The sequence below is a fragment of the Pseudomonas sp. TE3899 genome (genome assembly GCF_056279105.1).
The window spans coordinates 1,005,435-1,031,833 of sequence record NZ_JBWBQR010000001.1 but is presented as its reverse complement, the minus strand read 5'-3'; the positions used below and the strand labels follow the sequence as shown (position 1 = coordinate 1,031,833).

25 protein-coding genes and 2 pseudogenes are annotated in these 26,399 nt (G+C 60.9%); 12 read left to right on the top strand and 15 right to left on the bottom strand.

The window, feature by feature from the left end:
• Positions 1 to 4: 4 nt before the first annotated feature.
• The 5 genes from ACZ89E_RS04740 to ACZ89E_RS04720 form a co-directional block, all read right to left on the bottom strand.
• Positions 5 to 652, bottom strand: coding sequence for an amino acid ABC transporter permease (locus ACZ89E_RS04740; RefSeq protein WP_463257691.1), 648 nt, complete (start codon positions 650 to 652; stop codon positions 5 to 7).
• Position 653: 1 nt separating this feature from the next.
• Positions 654 to 1,334, bottom strand: coding sequence for an amino acid ABC transporter permease (locus tag ACZ89E_RS04735; RefSeq protein WP_463257692.1), 681 nt, complete (start codon positions 1,332 to 1,334; stop codon positions 654 to 656).
• A gap of 3 nt (positions 1,335 to 1,337) precedes the next feature.
• Entirely contained in the window at positions 1,338 to 2,114 is a 777-nt protein-coding gene (locus ACZ89E_RS04730; RefSeq protein ID WP_429531540.1) for an amino acid ABC transporter ATP-binding protein, read from the bottom strand.
• 16 nt (positions 2,115 to 2,130) lie between these two features.
• On the bottom strand, positions 2,131 to 3,096 hold the full coding sequence (locus ACZ89E_RS04725; protein ID WP_463257693.1) for a substrate-binding periplasmic protein: 966 nt from the start codon (positions 3,094 to 3,096) through the stop codon (positions 2,131 to 2,133).
• An 85-nt stretch (positions 3,097 to 3,181) separates the two neighbouring features.
• Complete coding sequence (locus ACZ89E_RS04720; protein ID WP_463257694.1) at positions 3,182 to 4,615, bottom strand: amino acid permease; 1,434 nt, start codon at positions 4,613 to 4,615, stop codon at positions 3,182 to 3,184.
• Positions 4,616 to 4,954: 339 nt separating this feature from the next.
• Here ACZ89E_RS04720 and ACZ89E_RS04715 point away from each other — a divergent pair, with 339 nt between their 5' ends.
• The 3 genes from ACZ89E_RS04715 to ACZ89E_RS04705 are packed head-to-tail and all read left to right on the top strand — an operon-like array spanning position 4,955 to position 8,001.
• The gene (locus tag ACZ89E_RS04715) at positions 4,955 to 6,373 is read left to right on the top strand and encodes an aminotransferase-like domain-containing protein (RefSeq protein WP_463257695.1); all 1,419 of its coding nucleotides are present in this window, start codon (positions 4,955 to 4,957) and stop codon (positions 6,371 to 6,373) included.
• A gap of 4 nt (positions 6,374 to 6,377) precedes the next feature.
• Positions 6,378 to 7,622 (top strand): NAD(P)/FAD-dependent oxidoreductase, encoded by a 1,245-nt coding sequence (locus tag ACZ89E_RS04710; protein WP_463257696.1) that lies wholly within the window; start codon positions 6,378 to 6,380, stop codon positions 7,620 to 7,622.
• Positions 7,623 to 7,650: 28 nt separating this feature from the next.
• Positions 7,651 to 8,001, top strand: a complete 351-nt coding sequence (locus ACZ89E_RS04705; RefSeq protein WP_463257697.1) for a RidA family protein — start codon at positions 7,651 to 7,653, stop codon at positions 7,999 to 8,001.
• A 148-nt stretch (positions 8,002 to 8,149) separates the two neighbouring features.
• Here the strand turns inward: ACZ89E_RS04705 and ACZ89E_RS04700 are convergent, their stop codons facing one another.
• Positions 8,150 to 8,941, bottom strand: a complete 792-nt coding sequence (locus tag ACZ89E_RS04700) for an SDR family NAD(P)-dependent oxidoreductase (RefSeq protein ID WP_476254973.1) — start codon at positions 8,939 to 8,941, stop codon at positions 8,150 to 8,152.
• A 125-nt stretch (positions 8,942 to 9,066) separates the two neighbouring features.
• On the opposite strand from ACZ89E_RS04700, the gene ACZ89E_RS04695 reads away from it, so the two are divergent.
• Entirely contained in the window at positions 9,067 to 10,005 is a 939-nt protein-coding gene (locus ACZ89E_RS04695) for a GlxA family transcriptional regulator (RefSeq protein ID WP_476254972.1), read from the top strand.
• A 271-nt stretch (positions 10,006 to 10,276) separates the two neighbouring features.
• The gene (locus ACZ89E_RS04690) at positions 10,277 to 10,936 is read left to right on the top strand and encodes a methyltransferase family protein (RefSeq protein WP_476254971.1); all 660 of its coding nucleotides are present in this window, start codon (positions 10,277 to 10,279) and stop codon (positions 10,934 to 10,936) included.
• Positions 10,937 to 11,057: 121 nt separating this feature from the next.
• On the opposite strand, the gene ACZ89E_RS04685 is transcribed toward ACZ89E_RS04690, so the two are convergent.
• The 3 genes and pseudogenes from ACZ89E_RS04685 to ACZ89E_RS04675 form a co-directional block, all read right to left on the bottom strand.
• On the bottom strand, positions 11,058 to 11,726 hold the full coding sequence (locus ACZ89E_RS04685; protein WP_476254970.1) for an HAD-IA family hydrolase: 669 nt from the start codon (positions 11,724 to 11,726) through the stop codon (positions 11,058 to 11,060).
• A gap of 62 nt (positions 11,727 to 11,788) precedes the next feature.
• The gene (locus ACZ89E_RS04680; protein ID WP_463257702.1) at positions 11,789 to 12,199 is read right to left on the bottom strand and encodes a response regulator; all 411 of its coding nucleotides are present in this window, start codon (positions 12,197 to 12,199) and stop codon (positions 11,789 to 11,791) included.
• Between the two features lie 112 nt (positions 12,200 to 12,311).
• Positions 12,312 to 12,451: pseudogene (locus ACZ89E_RS04675) on the bottom strand (GMC oxidoreductase); the annotation flags it as partial.
• A gap of 1 nt (position 12,452) precedes the next feature.
• Between ACZ89E_RS04675 and ACZ89E_RS04670 the strand changes: the two are divergent.
• On the top strand, positions 12,453 to 12,965 hold the full coding sequence (locus ACZ89E_RS04670; protein ID WP_476254969.1) for a hypothetical protein: 513 nt from the start codon (positions 12,453 to 12,455) through the stop codon (positions 12,963 to 12,965).
• 86 nt (positions 12,966 to 13,051) lie between these two features.
• Here ACZ89E_RS04670 and ACZ89E_RS04665 read toward each other — a convergent pair whose 3' ends face one another.
• The 3 genes from ACZ89E_RS04665 to ACZ89E_RS04655 are packed head-to-tail and all read right to left on the bottom strand — an operon-like array spanning position 13,052 to position 14,795.
• Positions 13,052 to 13,348: a pentapeptide MXKDX repeat protein gene (locus ACZ89E_RS04665; RefSeq protein WP_463257704.1), complete on the bottom strand. Its 297-nt coding sequence runs from the start codon at positions 13,346 to 13,348 to the stop codon at positions 13,052 to 13,054.
• A gap of 53 nt (positions 13,349 to 13,401) precedes the next feature.
• Positions 13,402 to 14,181, bottom strand: a complete 780-nt coding sequence (locus ACZ89E_RS04660; RefSeq protein WP_149661684.1) for a molybdopterin-dependent oxidoreductase — start codon at positions 14,179 to 14,181, stop codon at positions 13,402 to 13,404.
• On the bottom strand, positions 14,178 to 14,795 hold the full coding sequence (locus ACZ89E_RS04655; RefSeq protein ID WP_463257705.1) for a cytochrome b/b6 domain-containing protein: 618 nt from the start codon (positions 14,793 to 14,795) through the stop codon (positions 14,178 to 14,180). Before ACZ89E_RS04655 ends, ACZ89E_RS04660 begins: the two co-directional genes overlap by 4 nt.
• Before the next feature lie 158 nt (positions 14,796 to 14,953).
• On the opposite strand from ACZ89E_RS04655, the gene ACZ89E_RS04650 reads away from it, so the two are divergent.
• Positions 14,954 to 15,892 carry a class I SAM-dependent methyltransferase gene (locus ACZ89E_RS04650; RefSeq protein ID WP_476254968.1) on the top strand — a complete coding sequence of 313 codons (939 nt, stop codon included), beginning with the start codon at positions 14,954 to 14,956 and terminating at the stop codon, positions 15,890 to 15,892.
• Positions 15,893 to 15,954: 62 nt separating this feature from the next.
• Here ACZ89E_RS04650 and ACZ89E_RS04645 read toward each other — a convergent pair whose 3' ends face one another.
• Positions 15,955 to 16,722, bottom strand: a complete 768-nt coding sequence (locus ACZ89E_RS04645) for a helix-turn-helix transcriptional regulator (RefSeq protein ID WP_476254967.1) — start codon at positions 16,720 to 16,722, stop codon at positions 15,955 to 15,957.
• Between the two features lie 111 nt (positions 16,723 to 16,833).
• On the opposite strand from ACZ89E_RS04645, the gene ACZ89E_RS04640 reads away from it, so the two are divergent.
• Both ACZ89E_RS04640 and ACZ89E_RS04635 read left to right on the top strand, forming a co-directional pair.
• Positions 16,834 to 17,937 carry a polyamine ABC transporter substrate-binding protein gene (locus ACZ89E_RS04640; RefSeq protein WP_149661680.1) on the top strand — a complete coding sequence of 368 codons (1,104 nt, stop codon included), beginning with the start codon at positions 16,834 to 16,836 and terminating at the stop codon, positions 17,935 to 17,937.
• A 152-nt stretch (positions 17,938 to 18,089) separates the two neighbouring features.
• Complete coding sequence (locus tag ACZ89E_RS04635; protein WP_476254966.1) at positions 18,090 to 19,205, top strand: DmpA family aminopeptidase; 1,116 nt, start codon at positions 18,090 to 18,092, stop codon at positions 19,203 to 19,205.
• 43 nt (positions 19,206 to 19,248) lie between these two features.
• On the opposite strand, the gene ACZ89E_RS04630 is transcribed toward ACZ89E_RS04635, so the two are convergent.
• On the bottom strand, positions 19,249 to 19,881 hold the full coding sequence (locus ACZ89E_RS04630; protein WP_133839938.1) for a TetR/AcrR family transcriptional regulator: 633 nt from the start codon (positions 19,879 to 19,881) through the stop codon (positions 19,249 to 19,251).
• A gap of 163 nt (positions 19,882 to 20,044) precedes the next feature.
• Between ACZ89E_RS04630 and ACZ89E_RS04625 the strand changes: the two genes are divergently transcribed.
• A complete protein-coding gene (locus ACZ89E_RS04625; protein WP_149661678.1) occupies positions 20,045 to 20,485 on the top strand; it encodes a hotdog fold domain-containing protein in 441 nt (146 codons plus the stop codon).
• 117 nt (positions 20,486 to 20,602) lie between these two features.
• On the opposite strand, the gene ACZ89E_RS04620 is transcribed toward ACZ89E_RS04625, so the two are convergent.
• The gene (locus ACZ89E_RS04620; RefSeq protein ID WP_149661677.1) at positions 20,603 to 21,325 is read right to left on the bottom strand and encodes a GNAT family N-acetyltransferase; all 723 of its coding nucleotides are present in this window, start codon (positions 21,323 to 21,325) and stop codon (positions 20,603 to 20,605) included.
• 358 nt (positions 21,326 to 21,683) lie between these two features.
• On the opposite strand from ACZ89E_RS04620, the pseudogene ACZ89E_RS04615 reads away from it, so the two are divergent.
• Positions 21,684 to 25,020, top strand: a pseudogene (locus ACZ89E_RS04615) (Ig-like domain-containing protein).
• A gap of 134 nt (positions 25,021 to 25,154) precedes the next feature.
• The gene (locus tag ACZ89E_RS04610; RefSeq protein ID WP_476254965.1) at positions 25,155 to 26,261 is read left to right on the top strand and encodes an alkene reductase; all 1,107 of its coding nucleotides are present in this window, start codon (positions 25,155 to 25,157) and stop codon (positions 26,259 to 26,261) included.
• The last annotated feature ends 138 nt before the right edge of the window (positions 26,262 to 26,399 follow it).

Genomic DNA, 26,399 nt, shown 5'->3' with positions numbered 1-26,399 from the left:
TGAATCAATGCCTGGTCTTGCGCTCCAGCAGGCGCACGCCGAGGGACAGCGGATAACACAATGCAAAATAAATCGCGCCAACGAGGATGTAGATCTCCAGCGGCATGAAATACACGCTGCTCAAATCCTGAGCCCGCAGCATCAAATCCGGTGCTGCGATCAACGAGGCCACCGAGGTGTCTTTCAGCAGCGAGATTGCCACGTTCCCGATCGGCGCCAACACAATGCGGATGGCCTGGGGCAACACTACCCAGCGCAGTACCTTGAGGTGCGGCATGCCAATCGCCTTCGCCGCTTCCACTTGCCCTTTGGGCACCGCTTCCAGACCCGAACGATAAATCTCCGACAGGTAGGCCGCCGCGTTCAATCCCAATCCGATCATGGCGGCCTGGAACGAGCTGAACTGCACGCCAACTTCGGTCAGGCTGAAGTAGACGATGAACAGTTGCACCAGTGCCGGCGTACCGCGAAAGACCTCGATGTAAATCAACGCCGCGCGGCGCAACGCCGGGCTGCCCGAGAGCCTCGCCAACGCTACCAGCAACCCGACAATCAACCCGATGACCAATGCGCCGAACGCCAATTGGAGCGTGGCCCAGGCCGCCGCTAGCAATTCGACATGGGTTGCTTCCCACAACTCGCCATAACCCATATCAATGCTCCTTCACGACTTTAAGTCGCCGTTCGGTCCGGGCCGCCCAGTGAGACAGCACCAGGCTCAACACCAGGTAAATAATCGCCAGCAGGAAGTAAATGAGGTTGGTCTGATAGGTTTCACTGACCAGCATCCGCGCTTTGAACGTCAGCTCCGGCACCGCCGCCGCCGAGGCCAGAGAGGTGTCCTTGAGCAGGCCGATGGCGAAGTTGGCCATCCCCGGAATCGCCACCTTGAACGCCTGGGGCAGCACGATGATGCGCATCGCCAGTGACCGAGTCATGCCGATGGAAAACGCCGCCTCGCTTTGCCCACGGTCGATGGTACGGATGCTTGAACGGAACACTTCCGACAAAATCGCCGCGCCGTTCAGGCCAAACCCGATGATCGCCGCACCAATCGCCGGCAACGTGATGCCGATGTAGGTCAGCCCGAAGTACAGGATGAACAACTGGGTCAGGATCGGGATGTTGCGAAACACCTCCAGGTACACGCTGGCGATCAGGCTCAGCACCCGGCTGCGCGAAAGCCGCATCAACGCCAGGCAAAACCCTAGCAACGTCGCCACCACGAACGCGGCAGCGGTCAGGCCAACCGTGGTCAAGGCACCGAGCCCCAGCACGTTCAAAAAGTACGGCAGCACCTCGATGGCTTTGTGCAGTGCAGTGGTGTCGAACATCGATCAATGCTCCTGCACGGCGCGGATGAAGTTGCGGGTGCGTTCGATCTGGCTCTCGCGAAAAATCTGCCGTGGCGGCCCTTGCTCGACGATGTTGCCATCGGCCATGAAGATCACCTGATCGGAGACACTTTCGGCGAAGTGCATTTCATGGGTCACGATAATCATCGTCATGCCCTCCTCCGCCAGCTTGCGCATGACGCCTAGCACTTCGCCGACCAGTTCCGGGTCCAGCGCCGACGTGGCCTCGTCGAACAGCATCAGCTTGGGTTGCATCGCCAGCGCCCGGGCGATGGCGATGCGTTGTTGCTGCCCGCCCGAGAGCTGTTCCGGGAACACGTCGCGCTTGGCGAACATGCCCACCTTGTTCAGCAGGTCCTCGGCCAGCTCCACCGCTTCGGCGCGGCTGCGTTGTTGCACCTTGAGCGGGCCGAGGATGATGTTGTCCAGCACCGAGAGGTGCGGGAACAGGTTGAAGCGCTGGAACACCATGCCGATCTCGGTACGCATCCGCGCCAGCTCCTTGTCGCTCATGGGCACTTTGCGGGTGCCCACCAGACGCTGGCCGATCAGTTCGTTGTCGATGTAGATGTCGCCCTTGGTCGGCTCTTCCAGGTAATTGACGCAACGCAGCAGGGTGGTCTTGCCCGAGCCGCTGGGGCCGATGAGCGAGATCTTCTGGCCCTGCTGGACGTTGAGGTCGATGCCTTTGAGCACATCCAGGCTACCGAAGGACTTGTAGAGCCCTTCGATGCGCACAAGTGGGGTTGATTCAGTCATGGGTCAATTCCTCGGCTCAGGCAAAGGCCTGACTGAAATCACGCGGCGGATGCTCGAACGGCCCGATCAGGTTGCCCTTCTCGTCGCGGTCCACGCCGATGCGCGGGTCCTTGGCCGGCGGCACCAGGTAGTCGGGGTTCTTGATGCCGTACTTGGCGAGGATCGGTTTGATCTGATCGGTGCTTTTGAGCCAGCGCAGGCCCTGGTTGATGCCATCGAACAAATCCTGGTTCTGCGGATGAACACCCCAGATCGCTTCAAACTTGGCGGTCAGGCTGGGGAATTTTTCGTCGTAGGCCATGGGGATCTGTTTGAGCTTGAGGCTCGGGTCCTGAAGGATCATGTAGTCAATGGTCGGGGCATCCAGCACGGCAAAATCCAGGCGCCCGGCTCGCACGTCACGCAGGCACGAGTCGGTGTTGTCGTAGAGCTTGACCTCCTTCACGCCTTCGATTTTCTTCATGTCCGGGATGGTGAAATAGCCGGTGATGGCACCGATGGTGCGCCCTTTCACGTCGTTGACGGTAATAGAAGTGGTGAACGGCTCGCTTTCGCGCATGATCACGTAGGCACCGGTGTAGAACACCGGGTCGGTCAACAGCAGGATCTTGGAGCGCATCGGGTTCCAGGCAAAGTTGCCGCCGAACCAGTCGGCCCGTCCCGAGCGCACCGCTTCGACCACGGCCGGGAAGCCCATGGTCAGCACATCGAGCTTGAGTTCAAGACGATCAGCGATGATTTTCAGCAATTCCAGATCGGTGCCGACCGGAACGCCTTCACGCAGCGCGCCCAAGGGCATGTCGCCCAGGCACGCAGCTGTCAGGTAGCCGGGGCGCACAGTCTTGATCGGTTGACCGGCGGCGAATGACAGCGGGATCGGGCCGACGACACTGCTCAGCAGCGCCGCCAGTGAACCGTACCCCGTGGCTTTGAGCAGCCCGCGTCGGGAGAAACCCTGGGAGTCGAATGTGAAGTAGGACATAGATCACCTATTGGGCAAATGATTGTTGTGGACCGTTTCAAGCCAAACAACGCAACCGCCATCCGTGGCTGGATGTCCCTATGATTTATGACCGTGTCGGCAACCCCGCCAGCAGGTCGGTGGCATTGACGTGGGACTGGCCGGCAGACTGCCGACGACGCTTGAGCAGCAGGTAAGCCGCCGAGACCACGCCCAGACTGACGAGACTGGCGAGGAACTGCGTGCGCAAGGATTCCTGAAAGGCCATGGCGACCAAAACGCCCGCAATCACTGCTACCACAGCATAGGACAGCCATGGGAACAGCCACATCTTGAGGGTCAGCCGGGCGGGTGCCGTGACTTCGATCTGACGCCGAACCTGGATCTGCGCCAGGGCTACAGCGAGGTACACGAAGAGCATCACGGCGCCGGACGCGTTGACCAGGAACAGGAACACGCCTTCGGGAGAAATGATCGCCGCCATGATCGCGATGTACCCGATCACACTGCTCAGCAGCACCGCCGCCCGTGGGACTTTGCGCCCGGTCAGCGTCGACAGTTTCGCCGGGGCATCACCGCGCTGACTGAGGCCAAACAGAATCCGCGACGACACGTACAACCCGGAATTAAGCGCCGAGAGCACGGCCACCAGCACCACTGCTTGCATGATCATCGCCGCGCCGGGAATGTGCAGGACTTCCAGCGCCGCCACGAACGGCGAGTGCCCAGCGACGATCTGGCCCCAGGGCACCACGCAGACAATCAGGAAGATTGAACCGACATAAAAGGTAATGACGCGAAAGATCACCGAACGGGTCATGTTCGCCACGTTCTTCGATGGGTCATCGGATTCGGCGGCGGCAATGGTGGCGATCTCGGCACCGCCCACAGCGAAGATCACCGTCGGCACGCCGGCCAGAATCGCGCTCACACCATAAGGCATGAAGCCTCGGTCATTCACCAGATTACCCAGCAATGTACGGGTGCTCGGCGCAAAGCCGAAGAGGTAGGCGCCGACCACAAAGATGAAGACGATGATGGCGAAGACCTTCAATGAAGCGAACCAGTATTCGAATTCGCCGTAGGACTTCACGGACAGGCAATTAATGGCCGTCATCACCGCCAGCAGCGTCAAGCCGATCATCCACGCCGGCAGCGGTATCCATTGCTGGAGGATGTTGGCGCCGACCACTGCTTCCACGGCGACCACGATCACCCAGAAGTACCAGTACAACCAGCCGCTGGTGAACCCGACCCAGTTGCCCAAGCCAATGCGCGCGTATTCGGTAAAGGAGCCGACACCGGGCAAGGCCACGGCCATTTCGCCGAGCATGCGCATGACCAGCATCACCACGATGCCGGCGGCGAGATAACTGAGGAATGCAGCCGGGCCAATCGCCTGGATCGTCGCGCTACTGCCCACGAACAGACCGGCACCGATGATCCCGCCGAGGGAGATCATGGTGATGTGGCGCTGACGCAAGGCGCCGCTGAGCTGTGGTTGAGCGGGGTTTGTATCGGTGGGTTGGGGCTTGTTCATCGGGTCACCTCGGCTGCGTTGTCTGGTATTGATCGACCGGATAATTTCATCGAAGACTTTGCGCGAGGGGGACAACACACCGGATACTCTGTGCCGCCCGCTGCCAGGCTGAAAAGTCGGTGGTGCCGGGGCGTGCCTGGCTGGAACGTTTTGATAGTCATGTGCGTACCTGTGGGGCTGAGCATGGCAGCCATTTTCTTATTGTGTTGCATGACAAGCATTACAACTCACACACTAATCACGGTTTTTTAGCTTGTCAATGGGCTTTGTATCGGATAAAAAGCAATACAAATTTGCTTATTGTCTTGCTACGAGCATGACAAGCAGGGATAAAGCACCATGAGTCAATTCGAACAATTGCTGGACGAGCTCAAGACCAGTGCCGCTTTACAGCGCGACAAGGCAGAAACCCTTTACGCCCAATTGGCCGATTCACTGGCCGAGGCGATCGGCAACGGCAAGCTCAAGCCAGGTGAGCGTTTGCCGCCACATCGCGAGTTCGCCAGCGCACTGGGGGTGAACATCACCACGGTGACCAAAGCCATGGCGGTGTTGCAGCAAAAAGGCTTGGTGGAAAGCCGTCCGGGTCGCGGTACGCAAGTCGCCCAGCCTCGGCATCCAGCGGCACAGTTCCAGTCGGCGCCGAGCAATGACCCGGGCACCGTGGACCTGAGCGTCAACCGTCCGGCCACCGATGGCTTCAATCGGGTGCTGGCGCAATTGCTCCCACGTCTTTCCAGTGATCCGCGCTTTAGCGACATGAAGGACTATCACCCGTCCGAAGGACCGCTCTGGGCCCGAGAAGCTGCCGCACAATGGCTGCGCCATACCGGCGTAGAAGCTCATGCCAGCCAGATGCTGATCGTTGAAGGCGCGCAACACGGCATCGCCAATACGTTGCGCAGCCTGACCAACAGCGGCGATACCGTGCTGGCCGACAGCGTGACCTATCAAGGCATCAATGCCTTGTGCCGTTCGCTGGGTTTGATTCTGGTTGGGGTCGACGCCGACGCACGCGGCATGTCCCCCGAAGCGTTGCGCCTGGCCTGTGCCCAACATCAGCCACGGTTGCTGTTCCTGGTGCCGTCGATCCATAACCCGACCGCCATCACCCTCGATGCCAAGCGTCGTGAAGAACTGGCGGCGGTGATTCGCGAAACCAACTTGCTGGTGATTGAGGACGATGTGTACCGGCCGCTGCTGGATCAATCGCCGCCCTCCTTCACCTCACTGATGCCGGAACGGACGATCTACATCTCGGCCCTGTCCAAATGCATCGCGCCGGGGCTACGCATGGGTTTTGTCATGGCCCCGCAGCCTTTGGTGCAAGACATCGCCGCCATGCAGCGCATCGACTGCTGGAGCACCTCGCCGCTGACCGCGCTGATCGCCACCCGACTGATCGAGGACGGGCATGCCGATCAACTGGTTTCGGAGCAGCGCGAAGAATTGCGCATCCGCCAGGCGTTGCTAGCCACGCACCTCGACGGTCTGGAATTCCAGCACAGCGCCACCGGCACCCACGCCTGGCTGGTACTGCCGGAACCGTGGACCGGTTCGCGCTTCGCTCGCTTGTGCCAGGACCGCGGCGTCGTGCTGCTGGCCGGCGGCGCCTTCACCTTGCGCCCGGAACTGTCGCCGCAAGCGGTACGCATCAACATCTCGGCTGCCCTGTCACGGGAGCAGTTGATCAAAGCCTTGGGCGTGATCAGCCAATTGGCGCGCCAGGGTCATCTCTATATGCACAACCGGATTTGAGGATATGACCCAGCCAGTTCATTGCGAAATTGCCGTTATCGGCGCCGGCGTTGTCGGGGTGGCGACTGCACTCTGGCTGCGTCGCCAGGGTTACCAAGTGTTGTTACTGGAACGCGAGGCGATTGCCGCCGGAGCGTCTTACGGCAATGCCGGCACCTTGGCGCCCTACGGCGTGATGCCGATTGCCCAGCCTTCACTGTTGAAGGCGATTCCGTCGCTGCTGTTTTCGAAGGAGTCTCCCTTTGTCATCAACTGGGCACGTTTGCCCCGGTTGATGCCCTGGCTGCTGCGGTTTCTCAATGAATGTCGCACCTCGCGCTGCGAGGCCAACACCCTGGCCCTGAGCAAAATACTGCAACACACCTACAGTGGTTATGCGCCGTTACTGGCTGACTGCCCCGAGGCCAATCAGCACCTGCGCCACAACGGCTGCATCTACGCCTATGGCACTGAGCAGGGTTTCGCTGGCGCCCGGGCCGCCATCGAGTTGCGCCGCTCCTTGAGCATCCCGCAGCAGGTGCTGAACGCCGCCGATGTCGAACAATTGGAACCGGCGCTGGCGGGCAAAGCGGTGGCCGGGATTCTGTTTCCCGAGTCGTCGCACATGGATGACCCCCGAGCCTTTATTGAAGCACTGGCCGCGCCGCTGGTAGCTGAAGGTGCGTTGCTTCAGGCAACGATCACGTGCCTGCAAAGGCACAGCGGCGGCCTGCACCTGCTCAGCGCCGAAGGCCAGACCTACCGCGCTGACCGGGTGGTGCTGTGTGGCGGCGCCTGGTCGGCGGGGCTGGCGCGTCAGGTCGGCGACCATATTCCGCTGGATACCGAGCGCGGCTATCACATCGAATTCGACCTGCAAGACACCCTGCTCAACCGCCCATGCTGCCCGGTGGAAAGCGCCTTCTACATGACGCCCATGGCCGGTCGCCTGCGGGTGGCGGGCACGGTGGAACTCGGCTCGATCAACGATCCGGCCAACCCTCAACGCTTTGAGTATCTGGAGCGCCACGTGCGCCGGGTCATGGGCCTGACGGAACCGGTGGCGCGCCAGTGGCTGGGCTTTCGCCCTTCGCTGCCCGATTCGCTGCCGGTGATCGGCCCGTCGCCGAACGAACCGCGACTGATCTACGCCTTCGGCCACCAACACCTGGGCCTGACCCTCGCCGGGGCGACCGGCCAATTGGTCGCCGATTGCATCGCCGGCAAGGTCCCGGGCTGGCTGGACAGTTTTTCCGTGCAACGTTTCTAAGTCACGCCATTTCACAGGAGAGCAGTTGATGCCAATCATCGAGCGCAAACACACCAATCAGCGCATGAGCCAAATCGTTATCCACGGCAATACGGTGTTCCTGGCCGGCCAGGTAGGTGAAGCTCACCACGATATCGCTGATCAGACTCGCGATGCTTTGGCACGAGTCGATGCCTTGCTCAAAGAGGCCGGCTCGACCCGGGAACATCTGCTGCAAACCACCATCTGGCTGGCCGACATGGCGGACTTCGACGCCATGAACACAGTGTGGGATGCCTGGGTGCCAAAAGGACATGCACCGGCGCGGGCCTGCGGCGAGGCAAAACTGGCTGATCCGCGGCTGCTGGTGGAAGTCATCGTGAGTGCCGCGCGGGTGTGAACAAGGCTGATTACAAAACCTGTGGGAGCGGGCTTGCTCGCGAATGCGTCGTATCAGTCGATATCTGCATCCACTGACCCACTGCATTCGCGAGCAAGCCCGCTCCCACATTGGATCGTGGGCCGAGCACAGAATTTGTGTTCTGCCTTCAGCGATACCGCGCGGCCGCCGTGGAGTGGCCAAACGAACCGCTGAGCACCTGGCGCTGGGCCTCGTAGGCATCCCATTTCTCGCCTTCATGCAGGCCCGGGATGGTCACCACTTCGCCCTGGGCCAACCCAACCAGCGCGGCATCGACCATGTCCTGGGCCGACATCACGATCTCTTGCGGCAGGTTTTCCACCGGGTTGCCGGCCTCGCTCCAGAAATCAGTGGCGGTGGCGCCGGGCAGTACGGCCTGGATGCGCACGCCTTTGTCGGCGAGTTCGTGGTGCATGGATTGGCTCAGGCCCAGCACGAAGGCCTTGGTCCCGCCGTACACGCCGTTGAGGATTTGCGGGGCGATGGCGACGATCGAGGCGATGTTGATCACGGTCCCGGCGCCACGGGCGACGAAGCCGGGCACTGCGGCGTAGGCCAGGCGCATCAGCGCGGTGACGTTGAGGGTGATCATGTCTTCCATGTCATCCACCGGGCTGCCGAGTAGCGGCATCACCCCGCCGACCCCGGCGTTGTTGACCAGCAAGGTGATGCTGGCGTCGGTGCGCAGGAGGGCTTCGACGCGCAGCAGGTCAGCCTTGTCTTTGAGGTCGGCGGCAACCACTTCAACGGCACGCCCGGTTTCATTGCTCAACTGGTTGGCCAGGGTGTTCAATTTGTTTTGGCTGCGGGCCACTAGAATCAAGTCATACCCTTGCCGTGCGAGACGGTCGGCGTAGACCGCGCCGATGCCGGAAGAAGCGCCTGTGATCAGCGCGGTGCCTTTGGATGAAAGTGCCATTTTGGATTTCCTTCACAGTGAGGCGATCAGTTCGCCGGGTGTGAACAGTTATAAATGGGCTAACACTTGTCTCAAATGACGTTTAAAGTACGTTTTTCGGACACGACCTTTTTGAGGGCCCAGCAATGACTTCCGTGGCGTTTGTGGTGTTCGAGGGTTTCCAGTCCATGGCGCTGGCGGCGATGCCGGTGTTTGAGTACGCCAATTTCAGTGCGGGCGAACCTTTGTATGAAGTCAGCGTGTTGTCCGAAGATGGCCGCACGTTGCGTGCTTCCGGCGGATTGAGCGTGGGCACTGAGGCATTCGACGATCGGGTGTACGACACCGTGATCGTGGTCGGTGGTGACTCCATCATCGAGCAGGCACCCGACGCGGTGCTGACGTATGTGCGCGGCAGCGTGAACACCGCGCGGCGCACGGCATCGATTTGCTCCGGGGCGTTTGTGCTGGCCCAGGCCGGGTTGCTGGAAGGACGCCGCGCCACGACGCATTGGGCGTATGCCCGAGAGTTGCAGGCACGGTTTCCGGCGATCAAGGTCGAGGAAGACCGGATCTTCGTGATCGACGGATCGATCTGGACCTCGGCCGGCATGACTGCCGGCATCGATTTGGCGCTGGCCATGGTCGAGAAGGACCACGGCGCCGAACTGGCCCGGGCGGTGGCGCAGAAACTGGTGATGTACCACCGGCGTGCGGGCGGTCAGTCGCAGCACTCGGCGTTGCTGGAACTGGAGCCGAAATCCGACCGCATCCAGACCGTGCTCGGCTACGCCCGGGAACACCTGACGTCGGCGCTGTCGGTGGAACAACTGGCGGACGTGGCGCGGCTCAGCCCGCGGCAATTCAGCCGGGCGTTTCGTGCTGAAACCGGGCAATCGCCGGCCAAGGCGATTGAGAACCTGCGCCTGGAAGCGGCGCGGCAGTTGCTCGAACGGGGGCGATTGACGCTGGATCAGATTGCCGAGGAAAGTGGGTTCTGTGATCGGCGGCGGATGCGGGAGGCGTTTCTAAGGGCATTCGGCCAACCGCCGCAGGTGATTCGGCGTAATGCCAGATCGGCGTGACGATATTTTCAAGCCAAACACCAAACCTGTGGCGAGGGCGCTTTTGTGGCGAGGGGGCTTGCCCCCGTTGGGTCGCGAAGCGGCCCAGCATTCTTTCAATGCTACCGAGTTGCCTGGTTTGACGACTGCTGCGCAGCCGAACGGGGTGATGCGGCATTCCGACAAGCCCCCTCGCCACAAAAGCGGTCTCGCCACAGGATTATCGACTGGCTCTAGATTCTCTCAATTGAACAACTCCTACACTGGTTGTATGCCATGTGTGGAGCTAACCATGAAAATCTCACCCAAACTGGCGTTTTTCGCCGTCGTGTCCACCCTCGCCTACCTCGGCCTCGCCGTGTGGGGGCTCGGCGGATTCGCCGCGTTTTTTTCCCATGGCTCGCTGGTGGTCGTGGCGCTGGCCACGGTGGTGATGGCGGTTGCCTCGCTGTTCACCGAGGTCAACCTGAGTTCCGGCGAACGGGAAGACCGGGGCAATCGCTGGGTGCTGCCGGTGTTCGGGATTATCGGGTTGCTCAGTGGATTCCTGCCCGCCTACACCGACCGCATCGACTTCTGGTCCTTCGGTGGCGAAGGCGTGCGTTGGCTCGGTGCGCTGCTGTTCAGCCTCGGCGGCGCGCTGCGGTTGTGGCCGGTGTTTGTGCTGGGCAAGCGTTTCAGCGGGTTGGTGGCGATCCAGCCGGGGCACACGCTGGTGACGGACGGAATTTATAGAACGCTGCGCAACCCCAGTTACCTGGGGCTGATGGTCATTGGCATCGGCTGGGCGCTGGCGTTTCGTTCGGTGGTGGGACTGGTGTTGGCGGGGTTGACGTTGATCCCGCTGATTGCGCGGATTCATTCTGAGGAAGCGCTGCTGCGGGCGCAGTTCGGCAGCGAATATGAGGCATATTGCGGCAAGACCTGGCGGCTCATCCCCGGCATTTACTGACCCACCCTGTTCCCTGTAGGAGCGAAGCTTGCTCGCGAAGGCGTCGTGTCAGTCGACATTGAATTTGGCTGACACGACGCCTTCGCGAGCAAGCTTTGCTCCTACAGAGGACGTTGTTCGATCAGAGGGGATTCAGGCGAATCCGGCCATCGGCATCGACGCGAACTTCGACGGCATCGTAATCAGCCATCGTGTCGTGGGGCGTCTGGATCGGGTGGTCGTGGGTCGAGGTAATCACCAGCAAATCAGCCTCCGCCGCTTCCGCCGCCTGAATCCCCACGGTGGCATCTTCAAAAATCAAACACTCCCGAACGTCCAGCCCCAATCGCTGAGCCGCCAGTCGATAACCCGCAGGATCAGGCTTGCCCGCCTTCACCTCCTCAGCCGTGACCATCACTGAAGGCTGCGGAATCCCCGCCGCCGCCATGCGTCGTAACGCCAGCGCCCGGGGGGCAGAGGTGACAATCGCCCACTGATCGGCCGGTAAAGTCTTCAGAAAACGCGCCGCACCGGCCACCTCGACAATCCCTTCCACATCCTCGATTTCCGCCTCGGTGATAAACGCCGCTTCAGCTTCAGCATCCAGTCCCGGCAAGCCCTGACGGTTGATGGTGTCGATGGCGCGAGCGCCGTGGATGGTCGGCAGGAAGGTGGCGACGTTGATCCCGTGGCGCACGGCCCAGGCCGTCCATATCCGCTCGGCGGCGGCGATGGAGTTGAGGACGGTGCCGTCCATGTCGAACAGAAAGGCGCGGTAAGGGGTGTTGAAGACGGATGTTTGAGCAGGCAAAAGACAGCTTCCTATCGCAAGGGGCCAGGCGGTGTGTCAGGCAATGTACCACCGCCGGCCGGTTACGCCAGCGGCCGCCGGGATTTCAAGGCGCCTTCCACGCAATCGAGCAATTGCCCCAGCGCCCAGGGCTTTTTGATAAACGACACGTGGTGCCGCACCCCGGAGCTTTCCGGGGTTTCGAAACCGGACATGATCATGATCGGCTTGTCCGGCCAGCGATCGCCGAATTTGTTGGCCAAGTCCGCGCCATTGAGCTTGCCGGGCATGGTGATGTCCGTCAGCAACATCCGCACCTTGCCTGCGTGCTCTTCCAGATACTCAGACGCCGCATCCGCGCTGACGTGCGGCGCCACGACAAAGCCTTCGTCCTGAAGAATTTCGCAGAGGAATTCCAGAATCAGCGGGTCGTCCTCCACCACCAGGATCAAGCCGCCAGGTAACGACTCGCCCGCCATTTTTGTTGGATTCATGACCTGACCACTCCCTGATTGCACCAATGATTTTGCGGCTAAAATCCGCCACCTATCTGGTATGAGCGGCTTACTGGTCGGAAATTCATTTTTGATACAACCAGAGGTGAAATCAGGCGTCCTGCAGGATCAGGTCGGCACCCTTTTCGCCATCATCAGCACCGCGGCGTGGGTATTACCGCTGGCGACATTGGGGAAAATCGAGGCGTCGACGATGCGCAGACCGTCGAGACCATGGACCTTCGCCTGGCGCATGATAGATTTGCCGGTCTATCAGGTGCAGTTCAAACGCCTCGACGCAAAGCATTCATTATTCCGGGCTCCTATTTCGATGGCCGAAAAAATCGCTTCAAGCATCTGGTGTTGGTATGGCCAGGATGAATACCAAAAGGTCATCCTTCTCGGCGAACTCTGCCCGGCATTGGAGTTTCTAGCCCTTGATGCTCCGGCGCAATGCAACGCGATCAGTTGCTGCCTGGAATGCAGTTTTGACGATGACGTCACCTGCCATATCGACGCTTTTTTGCGGGACTTTGCAGGTCCGTTTGCACCTCAGTTGCGCCAGGCGCTCGAAGGTTTGCAAACGCGCTATTACAACTTGAGCGAGGCGTCGATCCGGTTCCGCGAGGGAGAACGATTCACGCAGGACGAATGGCAGGAGATGCGGGTTTTAGCGCGTAATGCGCTGGAAATGATTGGCTGGGGAGAGATAAAGGCTGATATGGGGTCACTGGTCAGCGATTGTCGGGCTCAGCTGAAAAAATGAGGGCCATGGCATTCGTAAACAAAAGCTGCAGATTGGCAAAAAAAGAGCCGGCCTCCCCCAACGGGCGGCCGTCTCTTTCAGGCGAGTTACTGTGACATCGCGTCTTTTTTCATGGCGTCTTTGCTCATGCCGTCTTTGGACATGGCGTCTTTCTTCATCGCGTCCTTGCTCATAGCGTCTTTGGACATGCTGTCTTTCTTCATCGTGTCCTTGGCCATGGAGTCCTTTTTCATCGTGTCTTTTTTCATGTTGTCTTTGGACATCGCATCTTTGGACATCGAGTCTTTGCTCATGCTGTCGTTGCTCATGGTGTCGGCGGCGTACACGCTGGCGACGCCCATGGCCAAGAACAGGGACAGTGCGGCGGTGGCTAACTTCTTCATGGTGCAGTTCCTTTTGGGGTTGGGGTTGTTACGGTCAAGTGTCCGGGCGTGCATCAGCTGCCACCGAACCAGTTGTAGCCCTGGTCTTCCCAGTAGCCGCCGCTGTAGGTGTTGCTGACGAAAATCGCCTGAATGTGTTTGGGGTTCTTGTAGCCAAGCTTGGTGGGCATGCGCAGTTTCATCGGGAAGCCGTACTCGCGGGGCAGCACGGCGCCGTCGTAGGTCAGGGCCAGCAGGGTTTGCGCATGCAGGGCCGTGGCCATGTCGATGCTGGTGTAGTAGTCGTCGGCGCATTTGAAGCCGACGTACTTGGCGCTGGTGTCGGCGCCAATGCGCTTGAGGAAGTCACTGAAGCGCACGCCGCCCCAGCGGCCGATGGCGCTCCAGCCTTCGACGCAGATGTGCCGGGTGATCTGGTCGGTCTGGGCCATGGCCCGCAGTTCTTCGAGGCGCCAGTTGCGTTTGTCGGCGACCAGGCCGGTGACTTCCAGGCGGAAGCTTTCTTCCTCGACGGTCGGTGCTTCGTCGATGCCGTAGAAGGCATTGAACGGGAACGGTCGGGTGATCATCGACTCGGGATAGGTCGGCGCCATGGCGTTGGGGTTGAACAGCCAGCCCTGGACCCGATCGTTGAGGCGGGACATGGAGGACAGCGCGGTTTCGACGCTGTCGTTGTCGGTGATGTTGCAACCGGACAACATGGCCACCCCGCCGAGGGTCAGGCCGCGTAGCAGGAACGAGCGCCGGGAACGGTCTTCGATTTGCGGCGCCAGTACCTTCCGGGCTTCGCTGAGGATGGACGACTCGTCGAGTCCTTCGATGCGCTTTTTCATACCGGCTCCTTGCGACCAACAATCATGGCCCACAGCGTTTTCGGGACCAGCAGTACCATCACCAGATGCACCACGATGAAGCCCACCAACAGCGCCATCGCGATGAAATGCACCTGCCGCGCCCCTTCGTAACCACCCAGCAATTCACGCAACAACGGGAACTGCACGGACTTCCACAGCACCAGCCCGGACACCACCATCAGCGTGATGTCGAGCATGACGAACAGGTAGGCGAAGCGCTGGACCTGGTTGTAATGACTGAGGTCGGCGTGCCCCAACCGCCCTCTCAGTGCCGCCCACAGGTCATGCAGGATGCCTTTGGGCGATACCGGGAAAAACCGGCGCAACAGTCGACCGCTGGCAATGTTGATGGTCAGGTAAATGAGGCCGTTGATGGCGAGGAACCACATCGCCGCGAAATGCCATTGCAGCGCCCCGCCGAGCCAGCCACCGAGGGTGATCGACGCCGGGAAGCTGAAATCGTAGAGCGGCGAGGCGTTATAGATGCGCCAGCCGCTGCTGATCATGACCACGACCGCCAGGGCGTTGAGCCAATGGGTCAAACGCAGCCAGCGTGGGTGGCTGGCCTTGGGTGAAGCAGTTGGCTGCGACATGTCCGGCTCCTTGTTTGTTGTTCGATGGGGCCGAGTATGGAAGCCAACTGTTCGCCAAATCCTCACGTAAAGTTAAATTAATCGTGATAACTATCCGGACGTCCCCGGGATTCATTTGTGGTTAAAATGCCGCCCACTCACATTGCCGACGTTGCCCGATGAACCCTGACGCCCTCGCCACCCTGCACACCCACCTGCTGACCGCCCTGGCCACCGCCCCGGCCGAAACCCGCCGCTTGTTCCACGGCCGTGGGCGTTGCTGGCCGGGGCTGGAGCAGTTGACCGTCGACTGGTTGCAGGGGGTGGTGCTGGTGTCGCTGTTCAAGGAGCCGGAGCCGCAACAGCTGGAGGATCTGAAGCAACTGCTGATGGGCCTCACCGGGTCCGCCGAATGGCAGCAATCCGGCGCGCATACATTGTTGCTGCAACACCGTTACCTGCTGCAAAGCACCACCGAATGGCTGCTTGGGGATGCGCTGGAAGAAATGACCATCACCGAGGGCGGCCTGAAGTATCGGGTGGACCTGGGCCGTAAACAGAACGCCGGGCTGTTCCTCGACATGCGCTACGGCCGCGATTGGGTGCGAGCGAATGCGGACGGCAAGCGGGTGTTGAACCTGTTCGCCTACACCTGCGGGTTTTCGGTCGCGGCCATCGAGGGTGGTGCGGCGCACGTGGTCAACCTGGACATGTCCAGTTCGGCGTTGAGCCGTGGCCGTGATAACCATCGGCTCAATGGCCACGACGTGAGCCAGGTGACATTCCTCGGCCACGACCTGTTCAAGTCCTGGGGTAAAGTGATTGGCAAGGGACCTTATGACCTGGTGATCATTGATCCGCCGTCGTTTCAGAAAGGCAGTTTTTTGCTGACCAAGGATTACCAGCGGGTGCTGCGTCGGTTGCCAGAACTGCTCACCGAACAGGGGACGGTGCTGGCCTGCATGAATGATCCGGCGTTTGGTTCGGACTTTTTGATTGACGGCGTTACCCGTGAGGCGCCGAGTTTGAGTTTTTTCGAGCGGCTGGAGAATCCGCCGGAGTTTCCGGATGCGGATATTGAGTGCGGGCTGAAGGCGTTGGTGTTTCGGCAGGGCTAGCTGAAGATCAAAAGATCGCAGGCTTCGCCAGTGCCTACATTGACCGCGTGAAAACCCGAGCCTCAACGCGGCTGCAGCACCAACGCAAACAACTCCCCATGCCCGCTGACATTGAGCTTGTGGTAAAGATTGCGCCGATGCACCTTCACCGTTTCCGGGGAGATGCTCAGTTGTTGGGCGATGGCTTTGCTGGAGAAACCCTGAAGAATCAGGCGCGCAGTCTCGACTTCACGCACCGTCAAGCGTGCGTCGAAACGATCGAGCAAGGTCGCCAGATCCCCGGCCACCGCCGTCGGTCCTTCCGGCGGCACCAATTGCAGATGTCGGCCCATCGCCGCCAGCACCCAGTCGCGCACGCATAGAAGTCGGCCGTGTTCTTCGGGCGTGAAACGCGTCGAACGACCCAGCGACAAACCGAGCACGGCGCCGTCCACATTAATCATGAACTGCAATTCATCGCCGCCCACCACCGAGCGGAAGTAACTCTGGTAGTACTCGCTCTGCTGAAACTGGTCCGGGGCCACTGAATCGAGGCTGTGCAAGCCGTCAGTGATGCCGGCGCAGGCTGCCTGGTAGAAGGGATCGATCAGGTACATGCCGGCGCTGTAGTCAGCCAGTTCCTCCTCCTCGTGCGCGCTGGCACGGGAGTCGAAATCGATCAGCAGCTGCGGCACCCGCCCCGCCTGCATCACCGCGACCAAAGCATTATCCAGCGGCACCAGCAACCGCAAGGTATCCACCAGCGCCCGCCAGAAACCGTCGCGGCCCAGCGCGCCAAACACTCGGGCCAGCCCTTGGTGCACCGGCAACTCTTTCAGCAACGCCTCCACGCTCTACCCCTTTTGTGTAACCCATGATGGGAATGGGTGACGAGCACCCCGGTCGATACGCTGCATGCACTTATTGACCACCGGCCTGTAGCAGGCCAGGAGTGCCGCATCATGAGTCGTCATCGCACGTATATCAACCTGGGACTGGGCGCCTGTCTGTCGGCCTGGATAGCAGCCGCAGCGGCGGATGAACCGACCGTGCACGTCTACAACTGGTTTGACTACATCGGCCCGACCACGCTGAAGGATTTCCAGCGCGACACCGGGATCAAACCCGTCTATGACACCTTCGACAGTGGCGAAGTACTGGAAGCCAAGCTGATGACCGGTCACAGCGGTTACGACGTGGTGGTGGCCAGCAACTTCATTCTGCCGGCCCTCATCAAGGCCGGAGCCTTGCAGAAACTGGACCGTAGCCAGTTGAGCAATCTGCACCACATTGACCCGGTGTTGCTGGAAAAGCTGCGCGCGAACGACCCGGATAACCAATACGCCGTTCCTTACCTGTGGGGCACCGACGGCATTGGCTACAACGTCGACAAGGTCCGCGCGGTCCTTGGCGATCAGGCGCCAGTGAATTCTTGGGACCTGCTGTTCAAAGAAGAAAACCTGGCCAAGCTCAGCCAATGTGGCGTGGGGATTCTGGACGCTCCAGCCGAGGTCATCCCGATCGCCCTGCACTACCTCGGCCTGCCGCCCAACAGCAGCAACCCCGCGGACTACAAGAAAGCTGAAGCGCTGATGCTCAAGTTGCGTCCGCACATCACCTATTTCAATTCGTCGAAGATCCAGACCGACCTGGCCAACGGCGATATCTGCGTCGCCCTGGCGTGGTCCGGCACCGTGTTCGGTGCCATGCAAGCCGCCAATGAAGCGGCGAAGGGTGTAAAGATCGAATACAGCATCCCGGTCGAAGGTGCGCCGATGTGGTCCGATAACCTGGTCATGGTCAAGGACGGCAGCAATCCACAACAGGGGCTGGCCTTTATCAACTACCTGCTCCTTCCCGAAGTTGTCGCCCCCGCTACTAACCTGGCGCTCACCGCCAATGCCAACAAAGACGCGACGGTGTTGCTCTCGGACGAGGTGCGCGGGTACAGCAACATCTACCCCTCCGCCGAAGTGATCGCCAAGGCATTCACCCTGCAACCGCAGCCCCACGAGATCGAACGTGTGCGCACGCGCTCCTGGAGCAACATCAAGAACGGTCAGTAAAAACACCGCCGTCCCCTGTAGGAGCAAAGCTTGCTCGCGAAGAGGCCATCCCATTCAACAAAGATGTCGCCGCCTGATCTACCGCTTTCGCGAGCAAGCTTTGCGCCTACAAGGGGTCTGCCAATGAGTTTGACTTGAACATGAGAACGACAATGAAACCACGTGCCCGCGACCTGAATATCCAGTTCGGCCAACTGCAACCCGGCCCGCTCAATGCCATCACTGATGTACCCGGCGTGCGGGTCGGCCACAGCGATGTGCGCGGCCGCACCGCTAACGGCCGCGACATCCTCACCGGCGTTACCGTGATCGAACCTCGCGCCGGTTCCACCAGCCAGCAGCCGTGTTTTGCCGGGGTCCATGTGCTCAACGGCAATGGCGATGCGACCGGTCTGGAATGGATTCGCGAGGCCGGGCTGTTGACCAGCCCCATCGCCTTCACCAACACCCACAGCCTCGGCGTGGTGCGCGATGCGCTGATTGTGCTGGACCGCGAGCAGCAACCGGACGACGGGCGACTCTACTGGAACATGCCGGTGGTGCTGGAGACGTTCGACGGTTTGCTCAACGACATCAACGGTTTTCACGTGAAGCCCGAACACGTGGCCGAAGCCCTGAATACAGCCGTCGGCGGACTGGTCACCGAAGGTAATGTCGGTGGCGGCAGCGGCATGATCTGCCATGAATTCAAGGGTGGGATCGGTACTGCGTCGCGCCGCTTGAGCAGCGCTCAGGGTGGCTGGACGGTGGGCGCCATCGTCCAGGCCAACCACGGCATTCGCAACGAATTGCGCGTCGATGGTTACCCGGTCGGGCGCTATATGGAAAAGGCTGACTCGCCGTTTCTCAAGGCGTCGCTGCCGCATCCGGGCATGGGCTCGATTGTCGTTTGCCTCGCCACCGATGCGCCGTTGCTGCCGCACCAATGCACCCGTCTCGCGCAACGTGCCAGTCTCGGCCTGGCCCGCACCGGCGGGGGCAATGAAGACCACAGCGGCGACATCTTCATCGCCTTCGCCACGGGCAATGATGTGCCGCCCGCGGCGTATGAAAGCAAGAAAGCGCCGACCTGCGACAACCTGCGCATGGTCAATAACGACCACATCAGCGAACTGTTTTTGGCCGCGACCGAAGCCGTCGAGGAAGCGATCATCAACGCCTTGCTGGCGGGGGAAACGGCTGAGGGTAACGGGCATGCAGTGCCGGGGCTGGATGCCACAACACTGCTCGATGCCTTGCGCCAGGCAGGTTGGCCGGGAGCCCAATAAAAGAACCTCCCGAAGTCGCTGACACCACCGCAACGGGGGATGCTCATGGATCGCAGGCGTCCCCCGTGCATATCGATCGCCACGCTGCTTCTGCCAGCAGGTCCCGATAATCCTTCGGCCGTCCCTTCACCCGCCCCGACAACCACGTCCGGCAGTAGCTTTCCGCCTGACCGATGATCAGCGACGGCATCAATTCCGCCGGAACCCCTTTCAACTCATCGCCCCGCTCCGGGGCTGACAGCCATTCCCACAGCTGGCGGTTGCGGGTTTTGTTACGGGTCGCCAGTTCGTCCTTCAATGGCCCTTTGGTCACGGCAAATCGCGCGTGGTACTGGAACCGTGCCCACTCGGGCTGGTTATCGACCCAGTCCACATAACTGTGCACCAGCGCATAAACCCCGGCTCGCGTCGTTTCGGCGTCGGCCAGATAGCTGTCGCGAAGCTGCGCCTGATCGTCCAGCGCAGTGAAAAACAGCGCGGCCACCAAGCCTTCCTTGTTGCCGAAATGGTGGTAGATCGCACCGACGCTGGTATCGCATTCGGCGCGGATCATCTCGATGGTCGTGGCCTCGATCCCCTGCTCATTGAACAGCTTGAGGGCTTTTCGAAAAATGTCGCGCTTGAGTTCGGCTCTTCGTCCGGGGTAGCAGCGCTCGAGTAAATCTGCAGTTTCCATGCTGAACACCAGCCCAAAAAATCAACGGCAAGGCAGACACCTGCCCACGGATAAGTCGCGCTAGGTTGACAGATTTCCCATCGACAGAATACTGTTCCGTAACAGAACATTATTCTGTTACGGAACATCATTCTGTTAATCCACCCCTCAGCGAGGCTTCAACATGAACCAGGTTCTCAGCCTGTACACCAGCGCCGGCCCCGAAGCGTTCAGCAAAATGGTGTGCCAGATGGCGCCCTACTTCAGCACCATCCACCCGGTTTTCTCGGCACTGCGCCAAGGCTATGCGAGCGTGCAGGTGCCATTTTCCAGGGAAATCACCAACCACCTGGGCACCGTGCATGCGATCGCCCTGTGCAATGCCGCGGAACTGGCGGCCGGCACGATGACCAACGTGTCAATTCCCGAAGGCGCGCGCTGGATTCCGAAAGGCATGACGGTGGAGTACCTGGCCAAGGCCAAGACGGATGTGACGGCGGTCGCGGATGGGGAAGCGGTGGACTGGCTGACCGAGGGCGACAAGATTGTGCCGGTGGACATTCACGATGCCGAGGGCAAGAAGGTGTTCACGGCGCGGATCACCATGAACGTGAAGCTTTCCTAAACACTTTTAACTGTAGGAGCGAAGCTTGCTCGCGAAGGGGCCGGCACATCCAACATTGATGTCGGCCAACAGGACGCCTTCGCGAGCAAGCTTCGCTCCTACAGAGGGGATGTGTGGTCAGACCAACCGCAGTCTTGGAGTGATGGCTGGCACGGCCTCATCACCCAACCGCCCGCGCACAAACTCATTGGCCTTGCGCGTCAACTGATCCAGATGCCGGTCGCGCTGTTTCTCGGCATCGGTCATCGCCCGTTTGCCGTGCTTTTGCAGCAGGTAGGTATGGATCTGCCGCACTTCCAACGCACTGTAGATCGGTGCCGTGTCCAGCACCGCCATCAGGCCGTCGGTCCCGTGATCGCGGGTGTTCATCAGCACTTGCGTGGCGCGCACACCCAGCACCTGGAAGCCCATCGCTTCAAAATACGGGACTTTTCCAACGCTGCACGTCAACTCAGCGTGAGGGTAGCGGCCGACCATTTCCCGCAGCATCGCCCGGGCAACACCCTGGCCGCGATAACTGGCATCGACGGCCATATAAGCCACGCCGCACGCTTCAGGATCGTCCTTGACCGGCAGGTACAACACAAAGCCGATGACCTTCTCCGGGTCGTCCACATCCGTCGCCACGATCAACTCGACCGCCAGCCCCTTGGCCCCGCTCAACGCCTCCAGATACAGGTGGACCTCATAGCCGATCGCGTATTGGTACACGTTGTACAGCAGGTTGCTTTGCGGCAGAGCGACCGCGCTGATGTCGGTCAGGTTGTCGACCACCAGTTGCAGGATCTGGCTGGTGATGTGCTCGGGGCACGGGGTTTTGAAATGGCTGATCTGGGGCATTGCGCGACTGACTCCGGCGGTTAAGGCGTACCCGCGACGTGAAGAATGCGTCGCGAGTGCGGCCATCATAACGCGCGACGGGGCAATTCCCCGAAACTGAGGGGTTGCCCCAGCGAAACAGGCTTTCTCATACAAATAAAAATCAATGCAACCCGTTGATTAGCAAACGGTTTAAACAACAAAATCGCCCATGGCGCGGCTTTTGCTTTATTCCTCTTTAACGCACCGACGGCCCTCGCTTCCAGGTGATGGCTGCTATCGCCGTGCCGGCCTGACGCAAGGGGAAAAAAAAATGAAAAGCCCAGCCTCGGAGCACCGTTGGCCCAGCCGTTTGCTGGGTTTGGGTGTCGCCTCCGTCATGCTCATCACCTTCAGCCTGTCCACGGCCAGCGCGGCCCCGCTCGATGATGTCGGGCAACCGCCCCCCACGGATCCCTCGGCCTTTACCAATCCACCGGCCGATCCCAAGGCTGCGCTGGAAGCACTGAAAACCTTGCCTGAGGCCAATCAAGGCGCGATTGCCCTGCCCAATGGCGTGTTCGGCGACCGTACTACACCACGGGCCGACAACGTATTGCCCCCATCTCTGCAAACGTCGTTCAACTTCCCCACCAATGGCAAACCCAGCCCCTTGTTTGGGGCCGAGCCTTTTACCCAGCAATTGCTGTTATTCGAAGAGTTCGGCACGGAAAAACTCGACCCGACCACCCCGCCACCGACCCTGACCTTCCCGGTGCCGACCCTCGGCCCGGCGCCCCAGCAAGACCCGAACAACGTCGCCCGCAGCGGCCCGTCCAGTGCCGCAATCGAAGCCTTCATGCGTCAGCCGGGGTTGTTTCCGTTTCCGGCGCAGTTCTCCAATGTGCTGGACCGCAACCCCTGGAAGGCACAGATCGAAGCCTTCCTCAACCGCCACCCGGTGGGTTCGCCCGCCGAGGGCCGGCCACCTGGAAAAGGCTGGTCGCATCAACGCTGGAACGAGTTCTTTCCTCAGGTGCAGTTCAAGACCGTGCAAATGGGCACGCGCACCAATCAGGGCCTGCGTGACCGCAAACAACTACACAATTACGCCAATGGCGAATTCGCCCCCGGCGGGCTCAACTACCAAACATCGGACATCCCGGAAACCGCCGGCACCACCCGGGGCATCGACGCGCGCTTCCACTCCAAAATGCCGATACAGAATCACAACTCGTTATGGACGTTCGACGGCACCTTTCCGCCCAAATTGCTCATGGTGCGTTACGGCCAACCGGTGCTGATGCGGCACTACAACGCCCTGCCGATAGACCCGGCCGCCAACATGGGTTTCGGCCTGCACACCATCAGCACCCACGAACACAACGGCCATTCCCCGGCGGAAAGCGACGGCTACACCAACGCATTCTTTTTTCCGGGGCAGTACTACGACTATCGCTGGCCGCTGCAACTGGCCGGTTACGACACGATCAACACCACCGCCCAAGACCCGCGTGCGGCGTTCCCCTGCTCACCGGGCGAAACCCTGTACGTCAACGACGCCAACCCCGGCCTCAAGACCTGCGACCACGGCAGCATCAAGATTCGTGGCGACTGGCGCGAGACCATGAGCACTCACTGGTTCCACGACCACATGCTCGATTTCACCGCACAGAACGTCTACAAGGGCAACGCGGTGATGATGAACTACTACAGCGCCCTGGATCGCGGCAACGAAGCCATCGAGGACGGCGTCAACCTGCGCTTGCCCAGCGGTTCGGCGCTGCCCTGGGGCAACCGCGACTACGATGTGAACCTGGTCATCGCCGACAAAGCCTGGGACGAGAACGGTCAATTGTGGTTCAACCCGTTCAACACCGACGGCTTTCTCGGCGATCAGATCCTGGTCAACTGGCAGTACCAGCCACGCCTCAAAGTGCGTGCGCGCAGCTATCGCTTCCGCATCCTCAACGGCTCGGTGTCGCGCTTCTTCAAGTTTGCCCTGGTGCGTGAAATCAGCGGCAACGGCGGCGAGTTTCCCGGCCCGGCGGGCTCGGGGGTTTCCTACAATCGCGTGCCGTTCCACCTGATCGGCAACGACGGCAACCTCATGGAGCACACGGTGCCGTTCGACGGCAGCATGGACCTAGACGGCGACGGTGACCGGCAAGACCACAACGCCATCCTGCCGACCCAAGGCATTGCCGAACGCTACGACATCATCGTCAACTTCGCGAAAAACGGCATCCAGCCCGGCGACAAGCTGTACTTCGTCAACCTGCTGGAACACCGCACCGGCAAGGGCCCGGAGAAAAACGAACTGGCCCTGGCGGACGTGTTGTCCGAGAAATACAAAGCGGTGATCAAGCAGACCAGCAAAGGCCCGCAATGGGACAAGGGCGACCCGGCCGTCGGCAAGTTCCTGCAACTGCTGGTCCAGCCCTACAGCGGCCAGGACGTGAGCATGAACCCGGCGGACTACGAACCAGCCAAACCCGGCAAGCCCGCCGGCAAGACAATGATCCCGCTGACCATCGACCGCGACAACCCGAGCGATCAGGCCAAGCTCAAACTGGCCCGGCATCGCCACTTCATCTTCGGTCGCTCCGACGGCACCGACGAGGCGCCCTGGACCATCAAGACCGACGGCGGCCTGGGTTACGACATGGACCCGCGCCGCATTAGTGCTGCGCCGCAATTGGCCAACGGTCCGACCGACGCGGGCTATGCCGGTGACGGCACCCTTGAGGTGTGGAAAATCGAGAATGGCGGCAACGGCTGGAACCACCCGGTGCACGTGCATTTTGAAGAAGGGGTCATCCTCAGCCGCGACGGCAAGGCGCCGCCGGAATGGGAAAAATGGGCGCGCAAGGACGTCTATCGTATCGGTGAAGGCATCGACAGTTCCGTGGATGTGGAAATGGCGATCCACTTCCGCGAGTTCGCCGGCACCTACATGGAGCATTGCCACAACACCCAGCACGAAGACACCTCGATGCTGCTGCGCTGGGATATCGAGCACCCCGGGCAGTTCCAATTGATGCCCACGCCCCTGCCCGGCTTGGGACGGTGTCACCTACGTGAACTCCGCCGCACTGCCGACTTTCCGCACCGGTGATCAAGGTGAGGAAAACAACGGCCCGAATAAAAAACCCGTGGCCAACCCCGACAGTGCCATCAGCAATAACGGCCTGCCGCTGACCATTAACGTGTTGGCCAATGACACCGATCCTGACGGCAACCTGCCGCTCAAAGTGGTGGGCCTGAGCCAGCCGGATTCGGGCCAGGGCACGGTCAGCACCGACGGCCTGCGCGTGGTCTACACCCCGCCGGCCGTGGTCAGCGCGCCGTTCACCGCGACCTTCACCTACCAGGCCAGCGACAGCAAGGACGCGGTCTCGGACAAACCGGCCACGGTGTCGGTGGCGGTCAGCGCGGCGGCGGTCAATGAAGACTTGCAGGTGACCAGCGCCACGGTCGTCGCCCGCAGCAACAGCCGCTACACCTGGGATTTAGCGGGAACCACCTCGCGGGCGGCAGGCAACAGCATCACGGTCAGCGCGAGCACCACGGGCGGGGCGCTCAATCTCGGTGCGGCGGCACTGACGCCGAGCGGGACCGGCGCACGCTGGCGGCTGTCTGTCACCACCACCGGTGACGGCCCGACGCCAAGCCCCACCGCCACGGTTCGCTCGGCCCTTGGGAAAACGGTGACGGCGCCCATCGCGGCGCATTAACGATGGGGGCCCGGCCCAAGACCGGGCGCCAATCGATTACGGAACAATCGGTCCAGAGAGAGCGGATCGCCGGCCCGTTTTTCCCATCAGGCAATCAGCTTAAGGTGGCCTCCATTCACTCATTGGAGGTCACCATGAATCACCCCACCCTGCTTTCCACGATCAACATCGGCCCGCACACCCTCGCCCACCGCGTGGTCATGGCCCCCCTGACCCGCATGCGTTCCGAGCCCGGCGACCTGCCCGGCGCGTTGATGGCCGAGTACTACTCGCAACGGGCCACCGACGGCGGCTTGATCATTTCCGAAGCCACGGTCGTGTCCACTACCGGCAACGGCTACCTCGGCTCGCCCGGCCTGTACAACGACGCGCAAATCCCTGGCTGGAAAGCCATCACCGAAGCGGTGCATGCCAAGGGCGGGAAGATTTTCCTGCAACTGTTCCATGCCGGTCGCCAGTCCCACAGCGACATGCAACCCGACGGCGCACAACCGGTGGCCCCATCGGCGGTCGAGTACGACGGCGTGGCCTACACCGCCAGCGGCTGGGTGCCGAGCACTCCGCACCGGGCGCTGAGCGAAGCGGAAGTGGAAGCGCTGGTGGACGATTTCCGCAGCGCCGCCGAACGTGGCCTGGCTGCGGGTTTTGACGGTGTGGAAATCCATGGCGCCAACGGTTACCTGATCGATCAGTTCTTGCAGGACGGCAGCAACCGCCGCACCGACGCCTATGGCGGCAGCATCGCCAAGCGTGCGCGGTTTTTGTTGGACATCACCAACGCGGTGATTTCGGTCTGGGGCAGCGAGCGCGTTGCGGTGCGCCTGGGCCCAAGCGGTACGTTCGGGGACATGAAGGACAGCGATCCCGAAGCGTTGTTTGTCTACGTCGCGGAGCAATTGGCACCGTTGAAACTGGCGTACCTGCACTTGATCGAACCGCGTGTGCTGGGCAACTCGATCGATGAGAGCAAGGACCAGAATCCCGTGGCCGCACAGTTGATTCGTCGGCATTACGACGGTTTGATCATCGCGGCGGGTGGTTTCACCGCCGAGTCGGCCGAGCAGATTTTGCGCGCGGGCGATGCGGACCTGGTGGCGTTTGGGCGCGACTTTATTGCCAACCCGGATTTGCCGGAGCGGATTCGCCAGGGTCGGCCGTTGAATGCTTATGACCGGGATACGTTTTATGGGGGTAATGAGGTCGGGTTTACGGATTATCCGTTTTATCAGCACAGTGCCTGACAGGTCCCGGCCCATGCGTTGAATGTTCGGACGCCTTCGCGGGCAAGCCTCGCTCCTACAGAGATCACGCGATCCATTGTAGGAGCGAGGCTTGCCCGCGAAGGCGTCACCTCGATTTACCCGATCACCCTTTGCAAA